Here is a 21,046-nt window from a genome sequence, read left to right on the forward strand (position 1 = left end):
GCAAAGCCGCAAGCAGAAAGTTGGGAAAAGATGAGATTTCGGGGAACTTTTCGGCAAGATGCTGAAATGGCGTGCTAATTTCCCGCATCTAACGCGCCGGAGCTGGCCTCCCCTGCCCTATCTGAGCCGATACCTTCACTGCCAGCCCTTGAAACGACCGCGATTCACGGGATCACAGGGCAAACTCGGCGACTCGCAGCGCACCCTACCCCTCCCCTGCATCCTCCTCCGCCCGACTGAGCGGAAGCGGCTCTTTGAAGGTGAGCGTGCGGTAGGGGAAAGGAATCTCTAGCCCTGCTTCGTCCAGCGCCCGCTTCACCGCGGTCACCACCTCATCCCGAGAGCGGCGCTGCTCGACCGGGGCTGAGTCTGTCCACCAGGTCACCTCGAAGTTTATGGAGGAGTCCCCGAACTCTTGGGCGAAGACCTGAATCGGATGCTCCCCCTGCTCTACCGTCTCGCAGCGCGCGACCGCTTCGGAGATCACCGCCCGCGCTTCACCCAGATTGACATCATAGGCCACCCCGCAGATCACGGTTTGCCGACGGTGCTTTTGATCCGTGCGCACATAGACGGGGTTCTTGAAAAGCATCGCATTGGGCACGATCACCAGTTGCCCGTCTGTCTGGCGGATATGGCTCTCTCTTATGGCGATATGGGTGACCTTGCCCTCGATCCCCTCGCATTCGATATGATCGCCCATGCGCATTTCCCGGCGAAAGAGGATGATGATCCCGGCGAGGAAATTCTCGAAGACATCCTTAAAGGCGAAGCCGATGGCGACCGACCCGATGCCGAGCCCCGCCAGAATGCTGGCAGGTGTGAGGCCGGGAAAGACGATCACGGCCGCGATCATGATGCCAAAGACCCAGATGAGGATAGATGTCAAAAGGGTAAAGAGGTCCTGAAGGCTCGGGCGCAGCTTGGTGCGCGACAGGGTGCTGCTGACCAGCGACCGGCCAAGCGCTGCCATGGCCCAGGTCAATATCAATACGAGGGTTGCGACAGCGATCTGCGGCAAAAGTGCGATTGCGTCTCGCGCCATCTCCATGATCTGGCGCCACATGATCCTGACTGGCTCCACCCTGCCCCTCCTCTGGCTGTTTGGTAGATTGCCGCAAAACCCATGCTGCGGCGAGTGTTAATTGCGCCCCGCTCGGCGCGTCGCCACTGGCTGTGTGATGATCGGGAGCTAGCTTAGGGCAAGGTTCAATCTGTTTGGAAAGGAGCCCGGCGCTCCCGGCGTGACACTATGGACATCATTCGCATCATCATCGCTATCCTACTGCCCTCTCTTGGGGTGTTCTTGCAGGAAGGTCTAGGCAAGCACTTCTGGATTAACATTCTCCTGACCTTGCTGGGTTACCTGCCCGGGATCGTCCATGCGCTCTATATCATCATCAAAAGGTGAGAGCGCGGGCAGCAGCCCGAATAGAAAAAGCGCGCCTCCGAGAAGAGGCGCGCTTTTGCAATCAATCGGATAGTTTGTCCTTGGCGTCACCGACACCCTTTTGCACTTTGCCTTCGGCCTGATCGGCCTGACCTTCGTGCTTCAGGTCTTCGTTACCCGTGGCATCGCCGGCTTCTTCTTTCAGCTTGCCACCGATGTCTTTCGCCTTGCCTTTTGCTTGGTCGTCATTTGCCATGGGTGCTCTCCTCTATCTAGGTAGGGGAACAACGTTGGGCAGGTGGAGCGGGTTCCGTTGTGAGGGAAATCACGCGCGTTGGGCAGCGAGGGTTACGGTCTGTCCGTTTTGGTAAAAATGGTGCCCGGGGGCGGAATCGAACCACCGACACGAGGATTTTCAATCCACTGCTCTACCCCTGAGCTACCCGGGCACGGGTCACCTCTTTCGAGGTCGGGTGAGCGGGTTCTAGGACCTGTGGCGCGGGGTGTCCAGCCCCATTTTGCCCTGAAACCCACTTCTTTTCAAAAAACGCAAATTTTCCTGTGTTAATGGGGCTTTGCGGGACGGTCTTGTGCCGCTTCGGCGGCGTCAATGGCGGCTTCCACGTCTTCGGGGTCGCGCGAGGGGACGGCGTAGCTGCCGTTGAACCAGCGGCCCAGATCGATGTCGGCGCAGCGGCGCGAGCAGAAGGGGCGATGCGCCTTGACGGTTTCGGCTTTGCAGATCGGGCAGCTCATTGGCCTGCCCCTGCCAGCACCTCCGCCAGCACCGGACGGGCACGTTTGCGTTGCAGCTCGTAATGGCCCAGAGGCGTCCAGCCGACCAGCGTCGTATCCACATCGTCGGCGCGGAAAGCGGCGCGCAGGGCGCTTTCAAACGTCCGGCGGTCCTTCTTGGGCATGGGCGCAAGGTCGAGCGTGATTTGCCCGCCAAGCCCGCGCAGACGCAGGGCACGCGGCAGCGCTTTGGCACAGGCCATATTGGCCTTCACCCCGGCGGCGAGCGAGGCATCGTTGCCGGTGTTCACATCGACCGCAACCAGCGCGCGTGTCGGCTCCACAAAGATCGACGCGCCGCCGCCGAGCGGCACCTGCGCCGAGGCCACGCGGTCGAGCTCTTCCAGAACGCCGTGGTCGTCAAAGCCGCCGGCCTCGGTCACCACCTCGGCGGGCGCGGTCCAGTCGCGCCAAGCGAGCAGGTGCGGGCCGTCGCCTTCGCTCAGCACCTCCATCTGTTGCGCGTCATCATTGGCCACGGTATCCGCCAAGCTCAGCATATTGGCGATATCCTCGGCGATATCCTCGGCATCGGCACCGGCGCAGGAGGACCGCAGGATCAGGCCCAGATCGGCCCCGCCCGCCACCTCATGGGCGATTTCGAGCAGCCGGTCGCGTTCTTCCTCGTCTTTGATCGAGCGCGAGATGTTCAGCCCCGGCGCATCCGGCGTCACGATGGCATAGCGCGACTTGAAGAGCAGCTTATTGGTCACCGGGATCGCCTTGCCCGGCTCGGCATGGCCCGAGACCTGCACGAGAATCGTCTGACCGGGGGCCAGCCCCTTGATCTGGCGCAGAAACGCCGGGCCATCGGGGGTCCTTAGGAACATGCCCCCCTGCCCCTTCACCGGACGATCCGCAATCGCACGATAAACGGTGCCGACGCGCGGCCCGTCGCTGTCGATCAGAAAGTCATCCAGCTTGCCGTCCACCATCAGGGCGGCGGCTTCGATATCACCGAGATGGTCGAGAATAATCGTACGGCCCTTCATGGCGTCCTTCCGTCAAATGGGTAGCCTGCCGCTTGCAGCAGGTTCGCAGCCTCGGCCAATGGCAGGCCGACGATTGCAGTGAATGACCCGCTGATCCAAGGGATCAACGCGCCCGCGGGGCCCTGAATGCCGTAGCCGCCCGCCTTGCCGCGCCAATCGCCGGTGGCGAGGTAGCGGCGAATCTCGGGCTCGGACAGGGATTTCATCTTCACGCTGCTTTGCACATCGCGCTGCCACAGCTTGTCGCCACGTTTGACGGCGACGGCGGTAACCACCTTATGCCGACGGCCCGACATCAGCCGCAAAAAGGCTTCGGCCTCGGCCTCATCCTCGGGCTTGCCGAGAATACGCCGGCCAAGCGCCACGGTGGTATCGGCGCAAAGCACGATGTCATCCGCGCCCGCGGGCACCGCCGCCACTTTCTCGCGCGCCATACGGGCGCAATAGGGGCGCGGCAGTTCGGCCTTATGGGGCGTCTCGTCGATGTCGGGGGCGCGAATGGCATCGGGGGTCACGCCGATCTGGGCCAAAAGCTCCAACCGGCGCGGCGATCCTGATCCAAGAATGAATTGCATCTTATGGGCCTCTTTGCCTGAGGCCGGCGGCCCGGTCGGGGCCGCGCACGGCCCCGCCTGCGCCGCGCAACGCGCGAACGCGGTGCCGCTTACTTGAAGCGATAGTTGATCCGACCCTTGGTCAAATCATAGGGTGTCATTTCCACCTGAACCTTGTCGCCAGCCAGAACACGGATGCGGTTTTTCCGCATCTTGCCTGCCGTATGCGCGATGATCTCATGGCCGTTTTCCAGCTCGACCCGAAACGTCGCGTTAGGCAGGAGTTCCTTCACGACACCGGGAAATTCGAGCGTATCTTCCTTGGCCATGGTCTCTCCTTGAGCACAAAACCCTCCAAAACGAGGGCGCAGGCTTAAATGGGCGCATTTTCGCGCTTTTTCAAGGGGGATTCAGCGCAAAGCGACGTTTATCGCCTTTCCGTCGCGGCCAATCTGGTCTTGCCAGTCCCTTCGGTTGAGCACGATACCATCCGCGCGCACCTCGGCGACCTGCGCCAAATCGGCGTCGGCCACGGTCCAGCCGGGGGCGTTGACCTCACGCACACCCAAAATCCCCGTGGGCGGGAAGCCGCGATCCGGAGGGCAGAAAATCCCGCCCGCGCCATAGGATTGCCCCAAAGCCTCGGACCAATCGGCCTTGCCCACGACCGAGGACATGGCGGTGATACACTGATTCTCCAGCGCCCGCGCCATGGAGCCGATGCGCACGCGCCAATAGCCCGCGAGCGTTTCGGTGACACTGGGTACGCAGATCACATCACATTCCGCCAGCGCACGGCCCAGCAAAGGAAACTCGCTGTCATAGCACATGAGAATCCCGATCTTGCCAATCGCCGTGTCAAAGACCTGAAGCGCATTGCCCCCGATCACACCCCATTCCTCGCGCTCGAAACGGGTCATGATCTGCTTGTCCTGCACGCCGATCTGCCCCGTGGGCGTGATCAGCCGGGCACGGTTCACCGGGCGACTCTGAGTCGCTGCAGGGCCAGAGCCTGCCACGATATGCACATTATGCTCGGCGGCGAGTTTCACATGCAGCCGGTCCGTCTCCTCAAGCTTGTCCGACACCGAAAAGAGCGAACGTTCCAAATCGCCCGCCACCTCGGCCCCGTCGAGCGTCGCCAGTTCCATCGCCGCATATTCAGGAAAAACCAGCAGTTCCGCCCCCTGCACCGCCGCCTCGGCGACCCAATGGGCCAGCTTGTCTTCGTACTGCGCCCATGATGTCAGAACATCGAGCGGATAGGCGGCTGTGGCGATTTTCATTCAAAAGGCTCCTCGTTTTCGCGCAGTCTGCGCAGCTTTACCGATGGCTTCAAGACCGGCAGCACCGCTTTCATGGAACCGCCCGAGGAGCTGCCGCTTGCTTGGGCAAAGGCTTGACCCGAGCCGCCCATGGTTTCACAAGATCCGAAAGAGATGGGACCATATGCTGAACAAGGGCATCACCCTGCGGGGCATCGAAGTGTTTGAGGCGCTGGCGCGGAGCGGGTCGGTGGCGCAGGCGGCCGAGGCCACGGGGCTCAGCCAGCCGGCCGTCAGCCAGCAGATGCGCAACCTCGAAGCGGCCATCGGCGCGGAACTGGTCGATCACACCCGCCGCCCCATGCGACTGACCCCAGCCGGGCAGATGTTCCTGCGCCGGGCCGAACAGGCGCTCAGCGAATTGCGCCAAGCGCAGAGCGAAGTCACGGTGATGGATTTGGCCCATCTGGAGGCGCTAAACCTCGGCGTGATCGACGATTTCGATGATGACCTGACCCCGCGCCTTGCCACGATCCTTGGCGACAGCCTGACCGGATGCCGCTTTCGGATGATCACCGCAGGCAGCAATGAATTGGCCGAGGCGCTGCGCGACAAAAGCCTGCATATGGCACTCTCGGCGCAGATTAACGGGCCGATGGCGGGGGTTCTGGAATACCCGCTGGCCCGCGATCCGTTTATCCTCGTCACCCCTGAGGGCACCTCCGCCGATCCCGACGCCCTGCTGCGCGGCGCCACCGACCTGCCGTTCCTGCGCTATGCCGCCGATCAATTGATCGCGCGGCAGATCGAGGCGCATCTTGCGTCTGAGGGCCATAGCCTGCCCGCCCGTTTCGAGATTGGCAGCCATCTGGCGCTGATGGCCATGGTGGCCCGCGGTATCGGCTGGGCGATGACCACCCCCTTGGGATACATGCGGGCCGCCCGTTTTCACGACCGCCTCGCCGCGCAGCCCCTGCCCGCGGCGGCACAGGCCCAACCGCCTGCGCGCACCATCTCTCTCTTCGCGGGCGCGGAATGGTCCGGCCCCGTGCCGCGCGACATCGCCCAGACCCTGCGGCAGTTGATGCAGACCCATATGATCGCCCCCGCCATCGCGCAATTGCCCTGGCTGGCCGACGGCTTTCACCTGCTTGAAGACATGGACCCTATCGGAGAATAATGCCCCATGACCAAGATCGTGATCCTCACCGGCGCGGGCATCTCTGCCGAAAGCGGGCTTGAGACCTTCCGCGCCTCAGATGGCCTCTGGGCGCAGCACCGGGTCGAAGACGTGGCGACGCCCGAAGGTTTCGCCCGCAACCCCAAACTGGTGGTCGACTTCTACAACGCCCGCCGCGCGCAGGCCGCCGAAGTGGCCCCCAACGCCGCGCACCGCGCCCTCGCACGGCTGGAGGCCGAGTTGAACGGCGAGGTGGTGGTGATCACCCAAAACGTCGACGATCTGCACGAACAGGGCGGTTCGCGGCAGGTCATGCATATGCATGGCGCGCTCAAAGGTGCGCTCTGCGCCGCTTGCGATCACCGCTGGCCCGCGCCCATGGTCATGGCACCGGGCGATCCCTGCCCCGCCTGCGGTGCCCCCGCCGCGCGGCCCGATATCGTTTGGTTCGGCGAAATGCCCTATGAGATGGACGCGCTTTTCGATCATCTGGCCGAAGCGGATATCTTTGCCGCCATCGGCACATCGGGCAATGTCTACCCCGCCGCCGGTTTCGTCGCCGAAGCGCGCCGCGCCGGGGCGCATACGATTGAGTTCAACCTCGAACGCTCCGCCGTGGGCAATCAGTTCGCCGAACATCGCATCGGGCCCGCCAGCCAGACAGTGCCGGAATGGGTGGCCGAAGTGCTTGAGGCGCGCCGCTGAGGCACAGCGCGCCCTTGGTGGTCAGCGCGGTTCGCTGCGCAGCCCCTTGTAGATCGTGTAACACATCACCAGCATCAGGATCGCGAAGGGCACCCCGGTCGCCGTGACCCCGGCTTGTAGCGCCGAGAGCCCGCCGCCGATCAGCAGCACGATGGCGATCAACCCTTCGACGATGCACCAGAAGATGCGCTGCGGCACCGGGGCATCAATCTTGCCCCCCGCCGTGATCGTATCGACAACCAGCGACCCCGAATCCGAGGAGGTGACGAAAAACACCAACGCCAGAAGGATCGCGATGGTCGAGGCGATCTTGGTAAAGGGAAGCTCATTCAGCATCCCGAAAAGCGAGAGTTCCGGCGAATAGCTGTCGATCACATTGGCTTTGACCAGCGATGTCTCGGGGCTGGCAAGGATCTGGTCAATCGCGATGCCGCCAAAAACGCCCATCCAGATGAAGATGATCAGCGACGGGATCAGCAACACGCAGATGATGAACTCCCGCACCGTGCGCCCGCGCGAGACGCGCGCGATGAACATGCCCACGAAAGGCGCCCAAGAAACCCACCACGCCCAATAGAACGCGGTCCAACCCTCACGGTAGGAATCATCCTCCCGGCCGAAGGGATTGGAGAGCGGGATGATCTCTTGCGTATAGGCCAACAGACCGGTCCAGAACCCGTCCAGCCCCACCAGCGTCGGGCCGACGAAAAGCACGAAGAGGAAAAACAGGACCGCCACGATCATATTCACCTCAGACAGGATCTTTACCCCGCCGTCCAGCCCGCGCCAGACCGACACCAGCGCCACGGCGGTCACCAAGAGAATGATGATCACCTGCACATTGGTCGAAATCTCAAGCCCGAAAGCGAAGTTGAACCCCGCATTGGCCTGCTGCGCACCAAGGCCAAGCGATGTCGCAAGACCAAAGAGCGTCGCGAAAACCGCCAGAATATCAATGATATGCCCCGGCCAGCCCCAGACCCGATCACCGAGCAGCGGGTAGAAACACGACCGGATCGAAAAGGGCAGCCCCTTGTTATAGGTGAAGAGCGCCAAGGCCAGCGCCATGATCGCATAGACCGCCCAACCGTGCAGCCCCCAGTGATAAAAGGTCGCCGCAAGACCCATGGCGCGGGCAGCCTCCACATTCTCGGGAATGATCGACCCATCCTCGGCAATCGGCAGGGGCACCCCCAGCGGGCCGGAGACGTTCATATGGTACACCGGTTCGAGCACGCCAAAGAACAACAGGCCAATCCCCATGCCCGCGGCAAAAAGCATGGCGAACCACGCCAGATAGGAATATTCCGGCACGGCCTCTTGCCCGCCGAGCCTGACCTTCGAAATCGGCATGAAGATCAGCGCGATACAGAACAGAACGAAGATGTTCACGATGATCATGAACAGCCAATCCAGCTTGGTCGTGGCGAAATCGCGAACCGCGAGGAAGACCACCCCGGCCTGATCCGGGAAGAGCATGGTCAGCAGCACAAAGGCCACCGCCGTCAGGCCCGAGACCATGAAGACCGGGTTGTGAATGTCAAAACCCAACGGGCCGAGGGATCCGTCGATATTGTCTTGGCCGACCTCGAAATCAGTCTCAATCTCATTCGTATCGGGTGGCGTAGTGGAACTGGGCGTGCCGGTTGTGGGGTCGGTCATGGGGTCTCCGATCTTGATGCACTGTCTGAACCCCGCTCGGCAGGTAGCATGGTCAGAACAACAATTGTCGGAAGATCAATTAGCGCGCCTGTCGAAGGTTTCCCGAATAAATACATGCCCCTGCGCAAGAAAATTACCCCGAGCCGCCACGGCCCTAGCCCCTGATAGGCAGGAAACCCCAACAAATTCCTAAGCCCGAAACGAAAAAGGCCCCGATCCTTTCGGATCGAGGCCCCAATCTCTATGCGGTAAGCCTTAGCTCAGCACATCGGCAGTCGCGCTGGATTTCGCGATGGCCTTTTTGATTTTCAACGCGTTGTCCGACAGTTCAACGTCTTTGGCTTTTGCCAGGAACTTGTCCAGACCACCACGGTGGTCAACGCTGCGCAGGGCTGCGGCAGAGATGCGCAGCTTGAACGCGCGGCCCAGTGCTTCGGACTGCAACGACACGTCGTTGAGGTTCGGCAGGAACCGACGGCGTGTACGGTTGTTGGCGTGGCTTACGTTGTTGCCCGTCATCGGGCCTTTTCCGGTCAATTCGCAACGGCGCGACATGGGTTCATCCTTTTGCTGTTGTGTCTTTCCAGCGATCCGGAAACACACATAACGTGGGGGCCGCGCATAGCCGACCCTGAATTGGTTCGCTGGCTTTAAGGGGAATCGCGGTAGCCGTCAACCCGGTGCGCGGGACTTGGCCATATTTCCTGTGCCCGCCGCCGATCGCGTCAAGCATAGCCGTCCCGCCCTGTCCCCGCTACGCTGGTTTTTGCCATCGGGCCCAGAGTTTCCTTTGCATCCCCTCGGCGGATTTGCGATGCAGACGCATGACCATACAGATGCGCGCCCTCTTCGTTCACCTTTTCACTGCCACCGGAGCCGTGCTGGCGATGCTCGCCATGCTCGCCGCCGTTGAAGAGAAATGGGACCTCATGTTCCTGTGGCTGGTGATCGCCTTTTTCGTCGATGGCATCGACGGGCCGCTGGCGCGCAAATATGACGTGAAGACCAACGCGCCCGAGTTCGATGGCGTCTTGATGGATCTGATCATCGATTATCTGACTTATGTCTTCATCCCGGCCTTCGCGCTCTTTACCTCGGGGCTGATGGATGGCTGGAGCGGTTGGGCGATGATCATTATCATCACCTTCGCCAGTGTCATGTATTTCTCTGACACGCGCATGAAAACAAAGGATAATTCATTTAAAGGCTTCCCCGGCTGCTGGAACATGCTGGTGCTGGTGCTCTTTGCCTTGCAGCCCGAGTGGTGGATCAGCCTGATCGTGGTCACGATCCTTGCCGCAGCGATGTTTCTGCCGATCAAATTCGTCCACCCCGTCCGGACTGAGCGTTGGCGTCCCGTGACGCTGCCCATGGCGCTGGCCTGGACCTTCTTCGCGGGCTGGTCCGCTTGGGTGAACTTCCACCCCGAAAGCTGGGCGCATTGGGGTCTGGTGATCACCTCTGTCTACCTGATCTGCGCTGGTGCCGCGCAGCAGTTGATCCCGTCGGGCGACGACTGAACCCGCCTTAGCTCCTCAAATCAACAGCCCCGCCGCGCCTTCATGGCGCAGCAGGGCGACCTTGGTCTCGACCCCGCCCGCGCCGCTGAAACCGGTGAGCCCCTTGGCACCCATGACGCGGTGGCAGGGGATGAGGATCGGGATCGGATTGCCGCCACGGGCCCCACCCACGGCCTGCGCTGGCACGCCGAGGTCACGGGCAATCTCGCCGTAGGTGCGGGTGTGGCCGAAGGGAATGGCCGCGATGGCAGCGCAGACCGCGCGCTGGAAATCGCTGCCGGTGACGCGCAGCGGCAGGTCAAAGCGCTGGCGCTGGCCTGTCACGTATTCGTTAATCTGCCTTAGAGCGGTGTCGAGCACCTCCGAGCGGTCTTGCCCCGCCGCCTGCCCCCAGCCGAGCGCCGTGATTGAACCGTCTTCTTCAGTGACGATCAGATCGCCGAAGGGCGTGGAGAGAGAGGCCTGTTTCATCGCCCTACTCTGCGCCAGAATTCACGCCTGCGAAAGAGTGCGGAGGGCATCGCCCTCCCTGGGGGGCGACACTACCTATCTGGCGGGTGTGGACTTGCAAGAGACGCTAAAGGTGCGAATTGCGCAAACGCTGCAAAATCGCCCTCCGGAGGGAGGGAGGGCGATGCCCGTAGTTCCCACGGGCGGGGCATTGGCGACCTGACAAACGAAAACGGGCGCCGGTTTTCCCGACGCCCGTTTGATCACTCACTAAAAACGCCTCAGGCTTCCGCCAATGCCTCACGAACTGCCTCATCACAGCGCCCGCAGACGCCGGGATATTCATGCGTGCCGACATCCGGCAACACCTTCCAGCAGCGCTCGCATTTCGCGCCCTCGGCCTTTTCAAACACCACAGCCACGCCATCGGTCTCCGGCATGCGGAAAGCCTCGGCAGGTGCAGGATCGCCGGTCACGGTGATGTCTGAGGTGATGCTAACATCCTCGAAGGACACGCTTTCTAGCGCCTCCCGCTGCGCCGCGTCGTCGACATGTACCACGGGGGCCGCCTCTAGCGACGCGCCGATCACCTTCTCGGTCCGCTGCACTTCAAGCGCTGCGGTTACCACCCGGCGCGCGGCGCGAACCTTGGCCCATTTCGCCGCCAGTTCCGGGTTCAACCATGCTTCGGGCGTCTCGGGCATGTCGACCAGATGCACCGAGGAGTCGTCGCCCGGGAAGCGCTCCAGCCAGACTTCTTCCATGGTGAAGACCAGCACCGGGGCCAGCCAAGTGGTCAGACGGTGGAAGAGGATATCCAGCACCGTGCGCGCGGCGCGGCGGCGCAGGGTGTCGCCGTCACAGTAAAGCGCGTCCTTGCGGATATCGAAGTAAAAGGCCGAGAGATCGACGGTGGCAAAGGTGAAGACCGCTTGGAACACGCCCTGGAAGTCGAAACGCGCGAAACCGTCGCGCACCACCTTGTCGAGTTCCGCCACCCGGTGCAGCACCCACTGCTCAAGCTCCGGCATCTCTGCCGGGTCCACGCGGTCCGCCTCGGAGAAGTCACTCAGCGCGCCCAGCATGTAGCGCATGGTGTTGCGCAAGCGACGATAGCTGTCGGCGACGCCCTTGAGGATCTCATCCCCGATGCGCTGGTCGGCGGTGTAATCGGTCTGCGCCACCCAGAGCCGCAGGATATCGGCGCCATATTGCTGCACGATCTTCTCGGGCACGATGGTGTTGCCGATGGACTTGGACATCTTCATGCCCTTGGCGTCCAGCGTGAATCCGTGGGTCACCACGTTGCGATAGGGCGCGCGGCCCGTGGTGCCGACGGATTGCAAGAGCGAGGAATGGAACCAGCCGCGGTGCTGGTCGGTGCCCTCCATATAGACATCGGCGATGCCATCCTCGGTGCCGTCCTCACGGTCGCGCAGGGTGAAGGCATGGGTCGAGCCGCTGTCGAACCAGACGTCGAGGATGTCTGTCACCTGATCGAACTCCGCCGGGTCGACGATCCCTTCGAGGAACCGCTCTTTCGCGCCTTCGGCATACCAAGCGTCTGCCCCCTCGGCCTCGAAAGCCTCGGTGATGCGCTGGTTCACTGCGTCGTTGCGCAGCAGGAAGTTCTCGTCCGTGGGCGCCACGCCCTTGCGCACGAAGCAGGTCAGCGGCACGCCCCAGGCGCGCTGGCGGCTCAGCACCCAATCGGGCCGCGCCTCCATCATCGAATGCAGACGGTTGCGGCCCGATTTCGGCACCCAGTTGACCTTGTCGATGCAAGTGAGCGCACGCTCGCGGATGGTTGTGCCGTTCTGGTCCAGACCGTCGCCGACCTCCTTGTCGATGGCGGCGAACCACTGCGGCGTGTTGCGGTAGATCACCGGCGCTTTAGAGCGCCAGCTGTGCGGATAGCTGTGCTTGATCTTGCCGCGTGCCAGCAGGCCGCCGACCTCCACGAGCTTGTCGATGATGGCGCTGTTGGCGTTGCCCTCCTTGCCGTTCGGCTTGAGGATCGCCTTGCCACCGAAGAACGGCAGATCGTCGCGGAAGCGGCCATCTTCCATCACGTTGTAGGTGATGACCTGCGGCAGCATACCCAGATCGCGGTAAAGCTCATATTCCTCTAGACCGTGCGAGGGCGCGCAATGCACGAAGCCGGTGCCCTCGTCCGAGGTCACGAAATCGGCGGCACGGAAGTCGCGCAGATCGTCCCATTCGCCGTTTGCGCCCTCGGCCCCCGCGAAGGGGTGCTGGAGCGAGACCTTGGCCAACTCATCGTTGCTCACGCCGCGCACCCGGCGCCACATGCCATTTTCCAGCCGCGCCCGGCCCAGCACGTCGGCGGCCAGATCGTCGGCCAAGAGGTAACGGTCGCCCACATTGGCCCAGCATTCCTCGGGCGTGCCGGTAACCTCGTAAAGGCCGTAGGAGATGCCCTCGCCGTAGACCACGGCCTTGTTCGAGGGCATGGTCCAAGGCGTGGTGGTCCAGATCACCACCTTGGCGCCGTCCAACTCGCTGTCGGTGCCCACGACTTTGAACTTCACCCAGACGGTGAAGCTTTCCTTGTCGTGATACTCGACCTCGGCCTCGGCCAGCGCGGTCTTCTCGACAGGCGACCACATCACGGGCTTGGAGCCCTGATAAAGCGTGCCGTTCATCAGGAACTTCATGAATTCCTCGGCGATCACCCGCTCGGCATGGAAGTCCATGGTCAGATAGGGATTTTCCCAGTTGCCGGTGATGCCGAGGCGTTTGAACTCTTCGCGCTGCACGTCGACCCATTTGGCGGCGAAGTCGCGGCATTCGGCGCGGAATTCGTTGATCGGCACCTGATCCTTGTCGCGGCCCTTCTTGCGGTACTGCTCTTCGATCTTCCACTCGATCGGCAGGCCGTGGCAGTCCCAACCGGGGATGTAGCGCGCGTCATAGCCCATCATCTGGTGGGAGCGCACGATCATGTCCTTGATCGTCTTGTTCAGCGCGTGGCCGATGTGCAGGTTGCCGTTGGCGTAGGGCGGGCCGTCATGCAGGGTGAAAGGCTCCCGCCCCTCTTTCTCGCGCAGGCGGTCATAGACGCCGATCTTTTCCCAACGCTCCAACCAGCCGGGCTCGCGCTTGGGCAGTCCGGCGCGCATGGGGAAATCGGTCTTGGGCAGGTTCAACGTGGCTTTGTAGTCGGGGGTCTCGGCGCACATGGGGGGCGTCCTTTAGGCATTTGGGGGGTTATTCAATCTCGGTCGGTGCGAATGGCTCAAGCACCTCGGCCCGGCGTCTCAATTGCTTAGAGCGCCGGGAATATAATTCGAATAATGATCGCGGTGAGGCGTGTCATGGGCCCGCTTATAAACAGCCCCCCCTGCCCCGACAAGCCCCGGAAGACGCGCGACAATCGGGGCTGAAAACACCGCCAGAGCCGCCGCCTGCCGGACTTAACATTTTTTATGATCCCCGGCCTTCGCTTGAATTTTTCGGCGAATACAGCATCATAAGGTATTCGACAAAGCTTTATTTCCGCGGGCTCCGTTTAGGGGAAACCGCGACAATTCTAATGGGCAGAAAGACCTGCGTGTGACCATCAAAGACACCTTTTATCACGATATGGCCGTAAAACCGTCGGGCATGGTCGACCATCTGAGCGGCGCGCAATGGGCCAAGCTTGCGCCGCTGATGACCCAGCACAAGCGTTTCACGCCCGGAACCGTGATCAGCCGCAGGGGTGATTTTCTGGATCACAGCCTGCTGCTGCTCGATGGGTTGATCGCCCGCAGCGTGCCGCGCGGACAGCGTGCCCGCAGCACCTTCGTCGCCCTCCAATTCCCCGGTGAGTTTGTCGATCTGCACGCCTTCCCGCTGAAGCAACTCGACCATGATGTGATCTCGCTGACCGATACCCATGTCGCCATCATCTCGCATGAGCCGCTGCGCGAGTTGCTCAATGGCGATGTTGAGATGGCCCGGAAACTCTGGCTGATGACCTTAGTCGATGCCTCCATCCACCGCCATTGGGTGATGCGCAACAGCGCCATGCGTGCGCTGGCGCGGGTAGCGAATTTCCTGAGCGAATTCGATGCCCGCATGACCGCCGCCCATGGGATGGAGCGTGAGAGCCTGCCCTTCAGCCTGCGCCAGACCGATATCGCCGATGCCACCGGCCTCACCTCGGTCCATGTCAGCCGCACCCTGCGTGAGCTGCGCGAACATGGCTGCTGCGCCGTGTCGGGCGGCAAACTGCTGATCCACGACCGCGCGGGGCTGCATAAAGTGGGCCAGTTCGAGCCTGCCTACCTTTACATGCCCCAAGCCGAAGCGGCGTTTTAGCCCGCCTCTGCCAGAGGCTGCGGCGCACCTTCCACCTGCAAAGCAATCGCCGGATAGGTTTTACGCGGCAGCGCGACATCCCTCTGCGCCCGGGCCGCGTGATAGAGCCGTTCGAACTTCGTCACCATCGCCTGCGCATCAAAGAGCCGTGCCACACGGGCGCGGGGCACCTCGGCGGGGATATCGCGCGCCTGTAGCAAGGCCTGCGCCAGGGCAGCTGCGCTATCTTCCGCCGCGATGACACCCGCCTCGCCAAGCACCTCCTCAACTGCGCCATGCGGGGTCGCGGCAACAGGCAGGCCCGTCGCCATCGCTTCCACCGCGGCAAGGCCAAAGGGTTCCTCCCACTGCGGGGTGAAGAGCGCCACCGAGGCCCGCCCATAGGCCGCCCCAAGCGCCGCCGTTTCCAGATGCCCGACATAGGCCACATCGCCATAAAGATGCGGTCTTACCATATCGTTAAAGTAATCCTGATGCTCGACCACGCCGTAAATGCGCAGGGGCACCCCTGCGATCTGCGCCGCCTCTGCCGCCAGATGGGTGCCCTTAGTCGGGGTGATCCGCCCGGCCCAAACGGCGCTGCCATTCCCCGGCCCGCCTTGGAGCCATTCGTCAAGGTCGATCCCATTGTGCACCACATGCGCCGTCTCGGGCGCGCCCTCGGGCCACCAGATGCCGCGCTGCCGGGCCGAAACGACGGAGGACAGATGCCATGGCGCCGCCCCATCCATCAGCGCGCCGCGCAACACTTTGAAGGGCGGAATGTGCAGCGAGGTCACCATCGGCAGCCGTTCCGCCCGCGACAGGCGCGGCAGGAAGCGGTGCAGCGCGTTGTTGTGCACCACGTCAAAGCCGCCCTCCAGCAAGAGCCGCGCGGCGCGGGCATAGCAGGCGTCGAGGTGGTCGTTCAGCGCATCGGTGCCGTGAAAGTCATGCCATGGAAAACGCGCGTCGTAATGCGCGTCGCAGATCGGCAGCAGCTTCACCCCCGGCGGCAGGCTCGCCGCGCTGTCCTCGCTGGCCAATAGGGTCACCTCATGCCCGCGTTCGGCCAAGATCCGGGCAAGACCGTGGGTAAACGCCTCCATCCCGCCCTTGAAGGGGGCGGCGATGGGGTGCCGAATATGGCCGACGATGGCGATGCGCAGGGTCATTCCGCCGCGATCCGCTCTTCGCCGCGCAGATAGCGCAGCACCCGCGCGGTATTGGCGTAAGGCTGGTCCGACTGCTGCTCGCAGAGCGCGAAGTCATCCGCATCCGGCTCGCGCAGCTGCACCAGCGCGTCGCCGTCGCTCCCCACCAGCCCCATCAGGCGAAAGGCGGTGAGCCAGTGGTTCATGGTGCGATGGCCCCATTTATCAGCGAAAATCTCGGTATTGCGCAGAATCGACGGGATGTGGTGGATCGGCGGCATGCAATGCGGGTGATGCTGGTGAAAGACCTTCGCGCCCTTCGCCCAGTGAATCGGCACGCCGCGTTCGTCCAACTCACGGCCAAAGTCCGTATCCTCCCCCCCGTAGCCGGTGAAACGCTCGTCAAAACCGCCGGAGCGGTCCCAATCTTCGCGGTGGATGGCAAAGTTGAGCGACCAGAAGCAGCGGTAATCGTTGCAGCGTTTCAGCCCCTCGGCGGGCGGCCCCTGACGGTCGGAATGGCGCACGGCGACGGCTTCCAGTTTGGGATAGCTCCAACCTTCGGTAGCCGTGCCTGCGGGGAGGTAGTTGACCTCGCCCATGATCAGCCCGTTGCCCGGCACCGCATAGCCCATATAATCGGCGATCAGTTCCGGCGCCGGGATGCAATCCACGTCGAGAAAGACCAGACAGTCGCCCTTGGCCTCTGCCGCGACGGTATTGCGCGCGCGCGACAGCGGCAGTTCATTGCCCGTCACCTGAACCTGCCGGATCGGGAAATCGGTCTGCGGCAGGTCGTCGTAAAGCCTGTCCTGCATGACCCCGATCACCAGCTCATCCGGCTGCCGGGTCTGACGGGTCAGGCCAAGGATCACATTGCGCAGATGCGCCGCCCGCCCCCGCGCGAGCGTCAGCGCGCTAACTGTGGTATTCTCAGGCACGGATGGGGTGAACGACGTCATGTAAGTCTCCGGTATCTTTGGGTGTTTCTGATAGCAGCTGGTCGGTCAGGCCGATCAGCCAATTGGCCGTCTCTGTGGCGGCATCCTCGTTGACCAAGGCCCGTTGCAGGGCGGGGTCATGGGCATCAAAGGTGTCTTGGATCGCGCGGCGCCATGCCGCGACGGAAGACGGGAAATGCGGCAGGTGATGCGCCGCCCCCGCCCGCGCTAGCGCCTCGGCCTTTTCGACCTGTTCGTCGAAATAGCGCCACTCCGGCACGGCAAGCCACGGGGTCTCTGCCGCGAGGACCTGGTGGCAGGTGGTGTTCCCGGTCGAGGCCACGACCATATCCGCCGCCGCCAGATAATCCGCCGCGTTATCGACCCAGCCGTGATGGCGCAGGTTGGCAGGCTCGGTGGCATGCCAATCGCGTGCCATGCGCCCGATGGTGATGAAAGCCGTCTCGGGCATCGCCCGCGCCGCGATGCCGAAGGGGGCGGAGGCGAAACCCGTGCCGCCCCCGCCCGACATGACCAGCACCATGCGCTGCTCTGCCCCGACGCCAAGCCTCTCGCGCAACCTATCCCGCCGCGCGGGATCGGGGCGTTTCACATCGACGCCCAAGCCCCCGGCGAAATGCGTCTTGGCCATATGCCGCGCAGGCCAGTCCGGCTGCGCCAGCGCCTTGGCGGCGGGACAAAGCAGCCCGACCGCCCCGTCATAGGCCGCCTGATGCCCCGGATCACCGCGCTGACCGTGTTGCAGCACCTTCACATGCGGCACCGAACAAATCCGGGCAAGCTGCGCCACCTCAGCCGAGACGTCGCTAATCATCAGCACCGGATTGGCGTTGGCGAACCAAGCGGCCAGTTGCGCCATGGCCTGCCGGATGCCGGGCCAGCCAAGCGGTGCGCAATGCACCGTATCCGGCGCGCTGGTGGTGTCGTTGATGTCCTCGGCCCCCGTCGCCTCGAAAAGCGACGGAAGGGTGATGACCTCCACCGCCCGGGTGAAGGCGGGGAAAATGTCAGGTTTCGCGCAGAAGACGGTCACCGGCTGGCTCTCGGGCAGCGCGTTGACGACCGCAGCACAGCGTTCCGCATGGCCGCGCCCCTGATGGTGGACGAAGTAACCGATGGGCCGCGTCATTGCGCCACCATCTTCACCGGCGGCTCCATCGCGTTGAGGGCGAAGCCGAAGGTTTCCAACCCCTCCAAGACCCCAGCCGCATGGGCCGCGCGGGCGTGGTAGAGCCGTTTGCCGCTTAGGCGTTCGCGCAGCCCGTCCATCGCATTGCCGACCAAGATGCCCCGGCCCGGGCCATCCTCCACCGCCTGCAACATGTCGAAATCATTGCCACTGTCCCCGGCCACCACGACCCGGTCCATCGGCATGCCCAACCGCCGCGCGGCGGCACAGACGGCAGGCCCCTTGCCCGCCGCCAAGGGTAGAACATCGATCAGCCGCCCATGCGAGGCCACGATCTGCGCCGCAGCACCGCGCCGGGCCAGATGCCGCTCCAACCGGCGCGCGGTGCGCATGTCGCCAAAACCGCTGAGCTTCCACCGCCGCTGCTCAACCGGCGCTTGCCAGTTAAAGCCGAAGTCCTCCAGCGCCCGCTCCACCCCGGCACGGTCCCATCCGGCGTCAAGCTTTTGGGCGAAACGCTCATCCAGACACAACCGCCCCTCGGCGTCGGGCAGATAGACCTCGGTCCCGACAGAGGTGATGAAAACGCGCGGGCTGGGTAGGTTCCAATCGCGCAGGATGCGGCGTGCTTCCGGCAGGCTGCGCCCCGTGGCCACTGCAAAAAGCGGGCGGTCCCGGGCGATCCATGCGTCGAACAGGGCAGCGGAAGGTGCACAGCCCGTCAGCGTGTTGTCGATATCGCTGGCCAGCAGGACCGGCGCAGGCGTCGTCACTGGCGCCGCGAAGCGGATATCCTCGCAGATGTGCTGCACGTCCTCGGCCCATTTCGACCAGTCGTAGCGCCCGACATGGGCGCGCCCGGCCTCAGATGCCTCGGCCCAGAACGCGCGATCGTCCAACAGCTTCAACAGCGCCGCCTCAATCGCATCCATGTCACGCGGCGGCACGCAGAGACCATGGCCAAGGTCCGCCACGATATCGGCAGGGCCGCCTTCGCGCGTGGCCACCACCGGCAGGCCATGCGATGCCGCCTCCAACATGGTCAGGCCAAAGGGCTCATGCAGCGCGAGGTTGACGAAAACCCCACCGGTCTGCGCCGCGCGGTCATAGAGGGCCGCCACATCGCCCTGCGTATGGCTCGGCGGCAGCGCCACTTTGCCGCGCAGTTCCGGCACTTCCAACGTCTCCCGCAGGTGGATCAGCTCCGCGCGGGCTTCTGCATTCGCCTGTAGCGCATCGCCATGCTGGCCGGCGAGGATCACAAGATTTGCCCGCGCCTGCAAAGCGGGGCTTTGCGCATAGACCCGCGCCAAGGTCGCAAGGTTCTTGCGGGCCACGGGGCGCGCCACGGCGAGCACAGTGGGGCGGTCGGGGTCGCTCAACTGATCGGCCAAGAGGGCACGGCCCGCCCCGGCCTCAGCCGGGCGGCGCAGCGACACGCCCGGAGAGACGCGGTGCACCCGCGCCTGCGCATCCGCCCCATAGGCCGCGACCTGCACCTCGGCCTCATCGCGCGAGGAGAGCACCACCGCATCGGCCTCCAACAGCGCGCGCCGTTCCGCCGCCACCCGCGCGGCATCCACCTTAGCCCCCGATTTGCTCAAGGCCAGCGAATGCGGGGTATAGATCACCGGAATGCCGAACCGCGCCCGCGCCGCCAGCGCCAATTGCGCCGCATCGGCGAAATGCGCGTGGATCACATCCGGCAGCCGTTTGGCCTGCGCCAAGTCCTCAAGGAACGCCTCAACCAGCGCGGGGATTTCCGCGGCGAGGTTTTCCTTGCTCAGATACCCCCGCTTCGCCGTCCAAAGCCGCCGGATCGACAGGCTGCGGCTGACCTGCTGCTCGGTCTGGGCGTGCACGGCCCCAAGGCTTGGTTCATCGAAAGCACGGGTCACGATCTGCACCGCATCCACATCGCCCCGCGCCGCCTGCGCGCGGGCCGCCCCCAAGATATAGGCGATGTGACCGCCGGTATCTTCGGTCACGCCATAGTTGACAGACGGGGCCGTGAGGCAGCCCCCGAGGGCAATGTGACAAATGAACATGAATGGGTCTCCTTATGGAGGGGTGACCCCCCCCACGGCCCATCCGTTCCGATAACAAATGTTAATGCATACATCGCTGGACAGCGCGGTTGGACGTCCTAGCTGCCTGCCATTGAACCCCGCCTCTCTCTCCCCCAATCAGAGCCGTCGTGATGCCCTCAGAAATCCCCCCGCGCTACCTGTTCATCGGCGGGCTGCACCGCTCTGGCACCTCGCTGGTCAACCGCTTGGCCAATGCCCTGCCCGGCGCGGGTGGCATCACCGGATCGGCGGCGCCCGAGAATGAGGGGGTCTACCTGCAAGGGGCCCTTCCCCATACGGCGCAATCCGGGCGGCCCATGCATTTCGCGACCAACCCTGAGGAACATCTGACCGAGGCGCATTCGCTCAACAGTTTGGAGACGAAGACCCGGCTGGCGCAGGATTGGGCGCCGTGGTTTGCCCCGGACCTGCAATGGCGGGTTGAGAAGTCGCCGGTGAACCTGACCCGCATGCGGCTGATGCAACAACTTTTTCCCATGTCGCAATTCATCGTCGTCCTGCGCCACCCTGAGGCCGTCGCCGCCTCGGTCGCGTCATGGGTCGATGCCCCGGCGCAGGCGTTGATCGACCATTGGATCGCGGCGCAGGCGCAGATGCTGGATGACCTGCCCTATCTGCATGCGGTGTTGGTTCTGCGTTACGAGGATATCGTCGCCGACGCCCCCCGCGCCCTGCGCCGGATCGCGCGTTTCATCGATCTGCCCGAGGCGGCATTGCCCGAAGGCATTGCGGATGGAAACCAGACCTACGCCGGGGCCACGCAGATGACGAAGGGACAGGCGGCCAAGGCCGCGCGGTGGGGCTATGCCCCCGGGTTGCAGGTCTCGCTTTGGCCCGGCCTGATCCAGCACCCGCTGCGCGCGGTGCGCGAAGCGGTCGAGGCAGCGTGATCG

General features: G+C 63.6%; 21 protein-coding genes and 1 tRNA gene. 6 read left to right on the forward strand and 16 right to left on the reverse strand.

The window, feature by feature from the left end; translation table 11 throughout:
• Positions 1–205 precede the first annotated feature (205 nt).
• On the reverse strand, positions 206–1,066 hold the full coding sequence (locus ACGYLQ_RS14965) for a mechanosensitive ion channel family protein (protein ID WP_394443637.1): 861 nt from the start codon (positions 1,064–1,066) through the stop codon (positions 206–208).
• A 186-nt stretch (positions 1,067–1,252) separates the two neighbouring features.
• Between ACGYLQ_RS14965 and ACGYLQ_RS14970 the strand changes: the two genes are divergently transcribed.
• Entirely contained in the window at positions 1,253–1,411 is a 159-nt protein-coding gene (locus ACGYLQ_RS14970; protein ID WP_394443638.1) for a YqaE/Pmp3 family membrane protein, read from the forward strand.
• Between the two features lie 61 nt (positions 1,412–1,472).
• Here ACGYLQ_RS14970 and ACGYLQ_RS14975 read toward each other — a convergent pair whose 3' ends face one another.
• The 7 genes from ACGYLQ_RS14975 to ACGYLQ_RS15005 form a co-directional block, all read right to left on the reverse strand.
• Positions 1,473–1,646, reverse strand: a complete 174-nt coding sequence (locus tag ACGYLQ_RS14975; RefSeq protein ID WP_082852044.1) for a CsbD family protein — start codon at positions 1,644–1,646, stop codon at positions 1,473–1,475.
• Between the two features lie 118 nt (positions 1,647–1,764).
• Positions 1,765–1,839 (reverse strand) — tRNA-Phe (locus tag ACGYLQ_RS14980).
• A 115-nt stretch (positions 1,840–1,954) separates the two neighbouring features.
• On the reverse strand, positions 1,955–2,146 hold the full coding sequence (locus ACGYLQ_RS14985; protein ID WP_067268003.1) for a DNA gyrase inhibitor YacG: 192 nt from the start codon (positions 2,144–2,146) through the stop codon (positions 1,955–1,957).
• Entirely contained in the window at positions 2,143–3,177 is a 1,035-nt protein-coding gene (locus ACGYLQ_RS14990) for a ribonuclease E/G (RefSeq protein ID WP_394443639.1), read from the reverse strand. Before ACGYLQ_RS14990 ends, ACGYLQ_RS14985 begins: the two co-directional genes overlap by 4 nt.
• Entirely contained in the window at positions 3,174–3,752 is a 579-nt protein-coding gene (locus tag ACGYLQ_RS14995; RefSeq protein ID WP_394443640.1) for a Maf family protein, read from the reverse strand. The genes ACGYLQ_RS14990 and ACGYLQ_RS14995 overlap by 4 nt, the downstream gene beginning before the upstream one ends.
• 89 nt (positions 3,753–3,841) lie before the next feature.
• Positions 3,842–4,060: a translation initiation factor IF-1 gene (infA, locus tag ACGYLQ_RS15000; protein WP_005978431.1), complete on the reverse strand. Its 219-nt coding sequence runs from the start codon at positions 4,058–4,060 to the stop codon at positions 3,842–3,844.
• Positions 4,061–4,141: 81 nt separating this feature from the next.
• Positions 4,142–5,017 (reverse strand): carbon-nitrogen hydrolase family protein, encoded by an 876-nt coding sequence (locus ACGYLQ_RS15005; RefSeq protein ID WP_394443641.1) that lies wholly within the window; start codon positions 5,015–5,017, stop codon positions 4,142–4,144.
• Positions 5,018–5,180: 163 nt separating this feature from the next.
• Between ACGYLQ_RS15005 and ACGYLQ_RS15010 the strand changes: the two genes are divergently transcribed.
• Both ACGYLQ_RS15010 and ACGYLQ_RS15015 read left to right on the forward strand, forming a co-directional pair.
• Positions 5,181–6,176, forward strand: coding sequence for a LysR family transcriptional regulator (locus ACGYLQ_RS15010; protein WP_394443642.1), 996 nt, complete (start codon positions 5,181–5,183; stop codon positions 6,174–6,176).
• Between the two features lie 6 nt (positions 6,177–6,182).
• Entirely contained in the window at positions 6,183–6,881 is a 699-nt protein-coding gene (locus ACGYLQ_RS15015) for an NAD-dependent deacylase (protein ID WP_394443643.1), read from the forward strand.
• Positions 6,882–6,902: 21 nt separating this feature from the next.
• Here ACGYLQ_RS15015 and ACGYLQ_RS15020 read toward each other — a convergent pair whose 3' ends face one another.
• On the reverse strand, positions 6,903–8,543 hold the full coding sequence (locus ACGYLQ_RS15020) for a BCCT family transporter (RefSeq protein WP_394443644.1): 1,641 nt from the start codon (positions 8,541–8,543) through the stop codon (positions 6,903–6,905).
• A gap of 255 nt (positions 8,544–8,798) precedes the next feature.
• The gene (rpmB, locus tag ACGYLQ_RS15025) at positions 8,799–9,098 is read right to left on the reverse strand and encodes a 50S ribosomal protein L28 (protein ID WP_067268014.1); all 300 of its coding nucleotides are present in this window, start codon (positions 9,096–9,098) and stop codon (positions 8,799–8,801) included.
• 269 nt (positions 9,099–9,367) lie between these two features.
• Between rpmB and ACGYLQ_RS15030 the strand changes: the two genes are divergently transcribed.
• On the forward strand, positions 9,368–10,063 hold the full coding sequence (locus ACGYLQ_RS15030; RefSeq protein ID WP_067268016.1) for a phosphatidylcholine/phosphatidylserine synthase: 696 nt from the start codon (positions 9,368–9,370) through the stop codon (positions 10,061–10,063).
• A 15-nt stretch (positions 10,064–10,078) separates the two neighbouring features.
• Here the strand turns inward: ACGYLQ_RS15030 and ACGYLQ_RS15035 are convergent, their stop codons facing one another.
• Together ACGYLQ_RS15035 and ileS are read right to left on the reverse strand one after the other, a co-directional pair.
• Positions 10,079–10,534: a methylated-DNA--[protein]-cysteine S-methyltransferase gene (locus ACGYLQ_RS15035; RefSeq protein ID WP_394443645.1), complete on the reverse strand. Its 456-nt coding sequence runs from the start codon at positions 10,532–10,534 to the stop codon at positions 10,079–10,081.
• 260 nt (positions 10,535–10,794) lie between these two features.
• Positions 10,795–13,716, reverse strand: coding sequence for an isoleucine--tRNA ligase (ileS, locus tag ACGYLQ_RS15040; RefSeq protein ID WP_394443646.1), 2,922 nt, complete (start codon positions 13,714–13,716; stop codon positions 10,795–10,797).
• A 373-nt stretch (positions 13,717–14,089) separates the two neighbouring features.
• Here ileS and ACGYLQ_RS15045 point away from each other — a divergent pair, with 373 nt between their 5' ends.
• Positions 14,090–14,839, forward strand: a complete 750-nt coding sequence (locus ACGYLQ_RS15045) for a Crp/Fnr family transcriptional regulator (protein ID WP_394443647.1) — start codon at positions 14,090–14,092, stop codon at positions 14,837–14,839.
• Here the strand turns inward: ACGYLQ_RS15045 and ACGYLQ_RS15050 are convergent.
• The 4 genes from ACGYLQ_RS15050 to ACGYLQ_RS15065 are packed head-to-tail and all read right to left on the reverse strand — an operon-like array spanning position 14,836 to position 20,111.
• Positions 14,836–15,993 carry a glycosyltransferase gene (locus tag ACGYLQ_RS15050; RefSeq protein WP_394443648.1) on the reverse strand — a complete coding sequence of 386 codons (1,158 nt, stop codon included), beginning with the start codon at positions 15,991–15,993 and terminating at the stop codon, positions 14,836–14,838. The two genes, ACGYLQ_RS15045 and ACGYLQ_RS15050, sit on opposite strands and share 4 nt — an antisense overlap.
• Positions 15,990–16,934 (reverse strand): glycosyltransferase family 2 protein, encoded by a 945-nt coding sequence (locus ACGYLQ_RS15055; protein WP_394443649.1) that lies wholly within the window; start codon positions 16,932–16,934, stop codon positions 15,990–15,992. The genes ACGYLQ_RS15050 and ACGYLQ_RS15055 overlap by 4 nt, the downstream gene beginning before the upstream one ends.
• Positions 16,906–18,063, reverse strand: a complete 1,158-nt coding sequence (locus ACGYLQ_RS15060) for a glycosyltransferase (protein ID WP_394443650.1) — start codon at positions 18,061–18,063, stop codon at positions 16,906–16,908. The genes ACGYLQ_RS15055 and ACGYLQ_RS15060 overlap by 29 nt, the downstream gene beginning before the upstream one ends.
• Positions 18,060–20,111 (reverse strand): HAD-IIB family hydrolase, encoded by a 2,052-nt coding sequence (locus tag ACGYLQ_RS15065; RefSeq protein WP_394443651.1) that lies wholly within the window; start codon positions 20,109–20,111, stop codon positions 18,060–18,062. Before ACGYLQ_RS15065 ends, ACGYLQ_RS15060 begins: the two co-directional genes overlap by 4 nt.
• A gap of 152 nt (positions 20,112–20,263) precedes the next feature.
• Between ACGYLQ_RS15065 and ACGYLQ_RS15070 the strand changes: the two genes are divergently transcribed.
• Positions 20,264–21,043 (forward strand): sulfotransferase family protein, encoded by a 780-nt coding sequence (locus ACGYLQ_RS15070; protein ID WP_394443652.1) that lies wholly within the window; start codon positions 20,264–20,266, stop codon positions 21,041–21,043.
• Positions 21,044–21,046 lie beyond the last annotated feature (3 nt).

The sequence above is a fragment of the Sulfitobacter sp. 1A12779 genome (genome assembly GCF_043557315.1).
GTDB classification, from domain to species: Bacteria; Pseudomonadota; Alphaproteobacteria; order Rhodobacterales; family Rhodobacteraceae; genus Sulfitobacter; species Sulfitobacter faviae.

Coding starts and splice junctions, on each gene's coding strand:
- ACGYLQ_RS15055 (WP_394443649.1), bottom strand. CDS start 16,934: ATGACGTCGTTCACCCCATCCGTGCCTGAGAATACCACAGTTAGCGCG.
- ACGYLQ_RS15070 (WP_394443652.1), top strand. CDS start 20,264: ATGCCCTCAGAAATCCCCCCGCGCTACCTGTTCATCGGCGGGCTGCAC.
- ACGYLQ_RS15030 (WP_067268016.1), top strand. CDS start 9,368: ATGACCATACAGATGCGCGCCCTCTTCGTTCACCTTTTCACTGCCACC.
- ACGYLQ_RS15020 (WP_394443644.1), bottom strand. CDS start 8,543: ATGACCGACCCCACAACCGGCACGCCCAGTTCCACTACGCCACCCGAT.
- ACGYLQ_RS14990 (WP_394443639.1), bottom strand. CDS start 3,177: ATGAAGGGCCGTACGATTATTCTCGACCATCTCGGTGATATCGAAGCC.
- ACGYLQ_RS15015 (WP_394443643.1), top strand. CDS start 6,183: ATGACCAAGATCGTGATCCTCACCGGCGCGGGCATCTCTGCCGAAAGC.
- ACGYLQ_RS15010 (WP_394443642.1), top strand. CDS start 5,181: ATGCTGAACAAGGGCATCACCCTGCGGGGCATCGAAGTGTTTGAGGCG.
- ACGYLQ_RS15060 (WP_394443650.1), bottom strand. CDS start 18,063: ATGACGCGGCCCATCGGTTACTTCGTCCACCATCAGGGGCGCGGCCAT.
- ACGYLQ_RS14965 (WP_394443637.1), bottom strand. CDS start 1,066: ATGTGGCGCCAGATCATGGAGATGGCGCGAGACGCAATCGCACTTTTG.
- ileS (WP_394443646.1), bottom strand. CDS start 13,716: ATGTGCGCCGAGACCCCCGACTACAAAGCCACGTTGAACCTGCCCAAG.
- ACGYLQ_RS15065 (WP_394443651.1), bottom strand. CDS start 20,111: ATGTTCATTTGTCACATTGCCCTCGGGGGCTGCCTCACGGCCCCGTCT.
- infA (WP_005978431.1), bottom strand. CDS start 4,060: ATGGCCAAGGAAGATACGCTCGAATTTCCCGGTGTCGTGAAGGAACTC.
- ACGYLQ_RS15035 (WP_394443645.1), bottom strand. CDS start 10,534: ATGAAACAGGCCTCTCTCTCCACGCCCTTCGGCGATCTGATCGTCACT.
- ACGYLQ_RS14970 (WP_394443638.1), top strand. CDS start 1,253: ATGGACATCATTCGCATCATCATCGCTATCCTACTGCCCTCTCTTGGG.
- ACGYLQ_RS15050 (WP_394443648.1), bottom strand. CDS start 15,993: ATGACCCTGCGCATCGCCATCGTCGGCCATATTCGGCACCCCATCGCC.
- ACGYLQ_RS14985 (WP_067268003.1), bottom strand. CDS start 2,146: ATGAGCTGCCCGATCTGCAAAGCCGAAACCGTCAAGGCGCATCGCCCC.
- ACGYLQ_RS14995 (WP_394443640.1), bottom strand. CDS start 3,752: ATGCAATTCATTCTTGGATCAGGATCGCCGCGCCGGTTGGAGCTTTTG.
- ACGYLQ_RS15005 (WP_394443641.1), bottom strand. CDS start 5,017: ATGAAAATCGCCACAGCCGCCTATCCGCTCGATGTTCTGACATCATGG.
- rpmB (WP_067268014.1), bottom strand. CDS start 9,098: ATGTCGCGCCGTTGCGAATTGACCGGAAAAGGCCCGATGACGGGCAAC.
- ACGYLQ_RS14975 (WP_082852044.1), bottom strand. CDS start 1,646: ATGGCAAATGACGACCAAGCAAAAGGCAAGGCGAAAGACATCGGTGGC.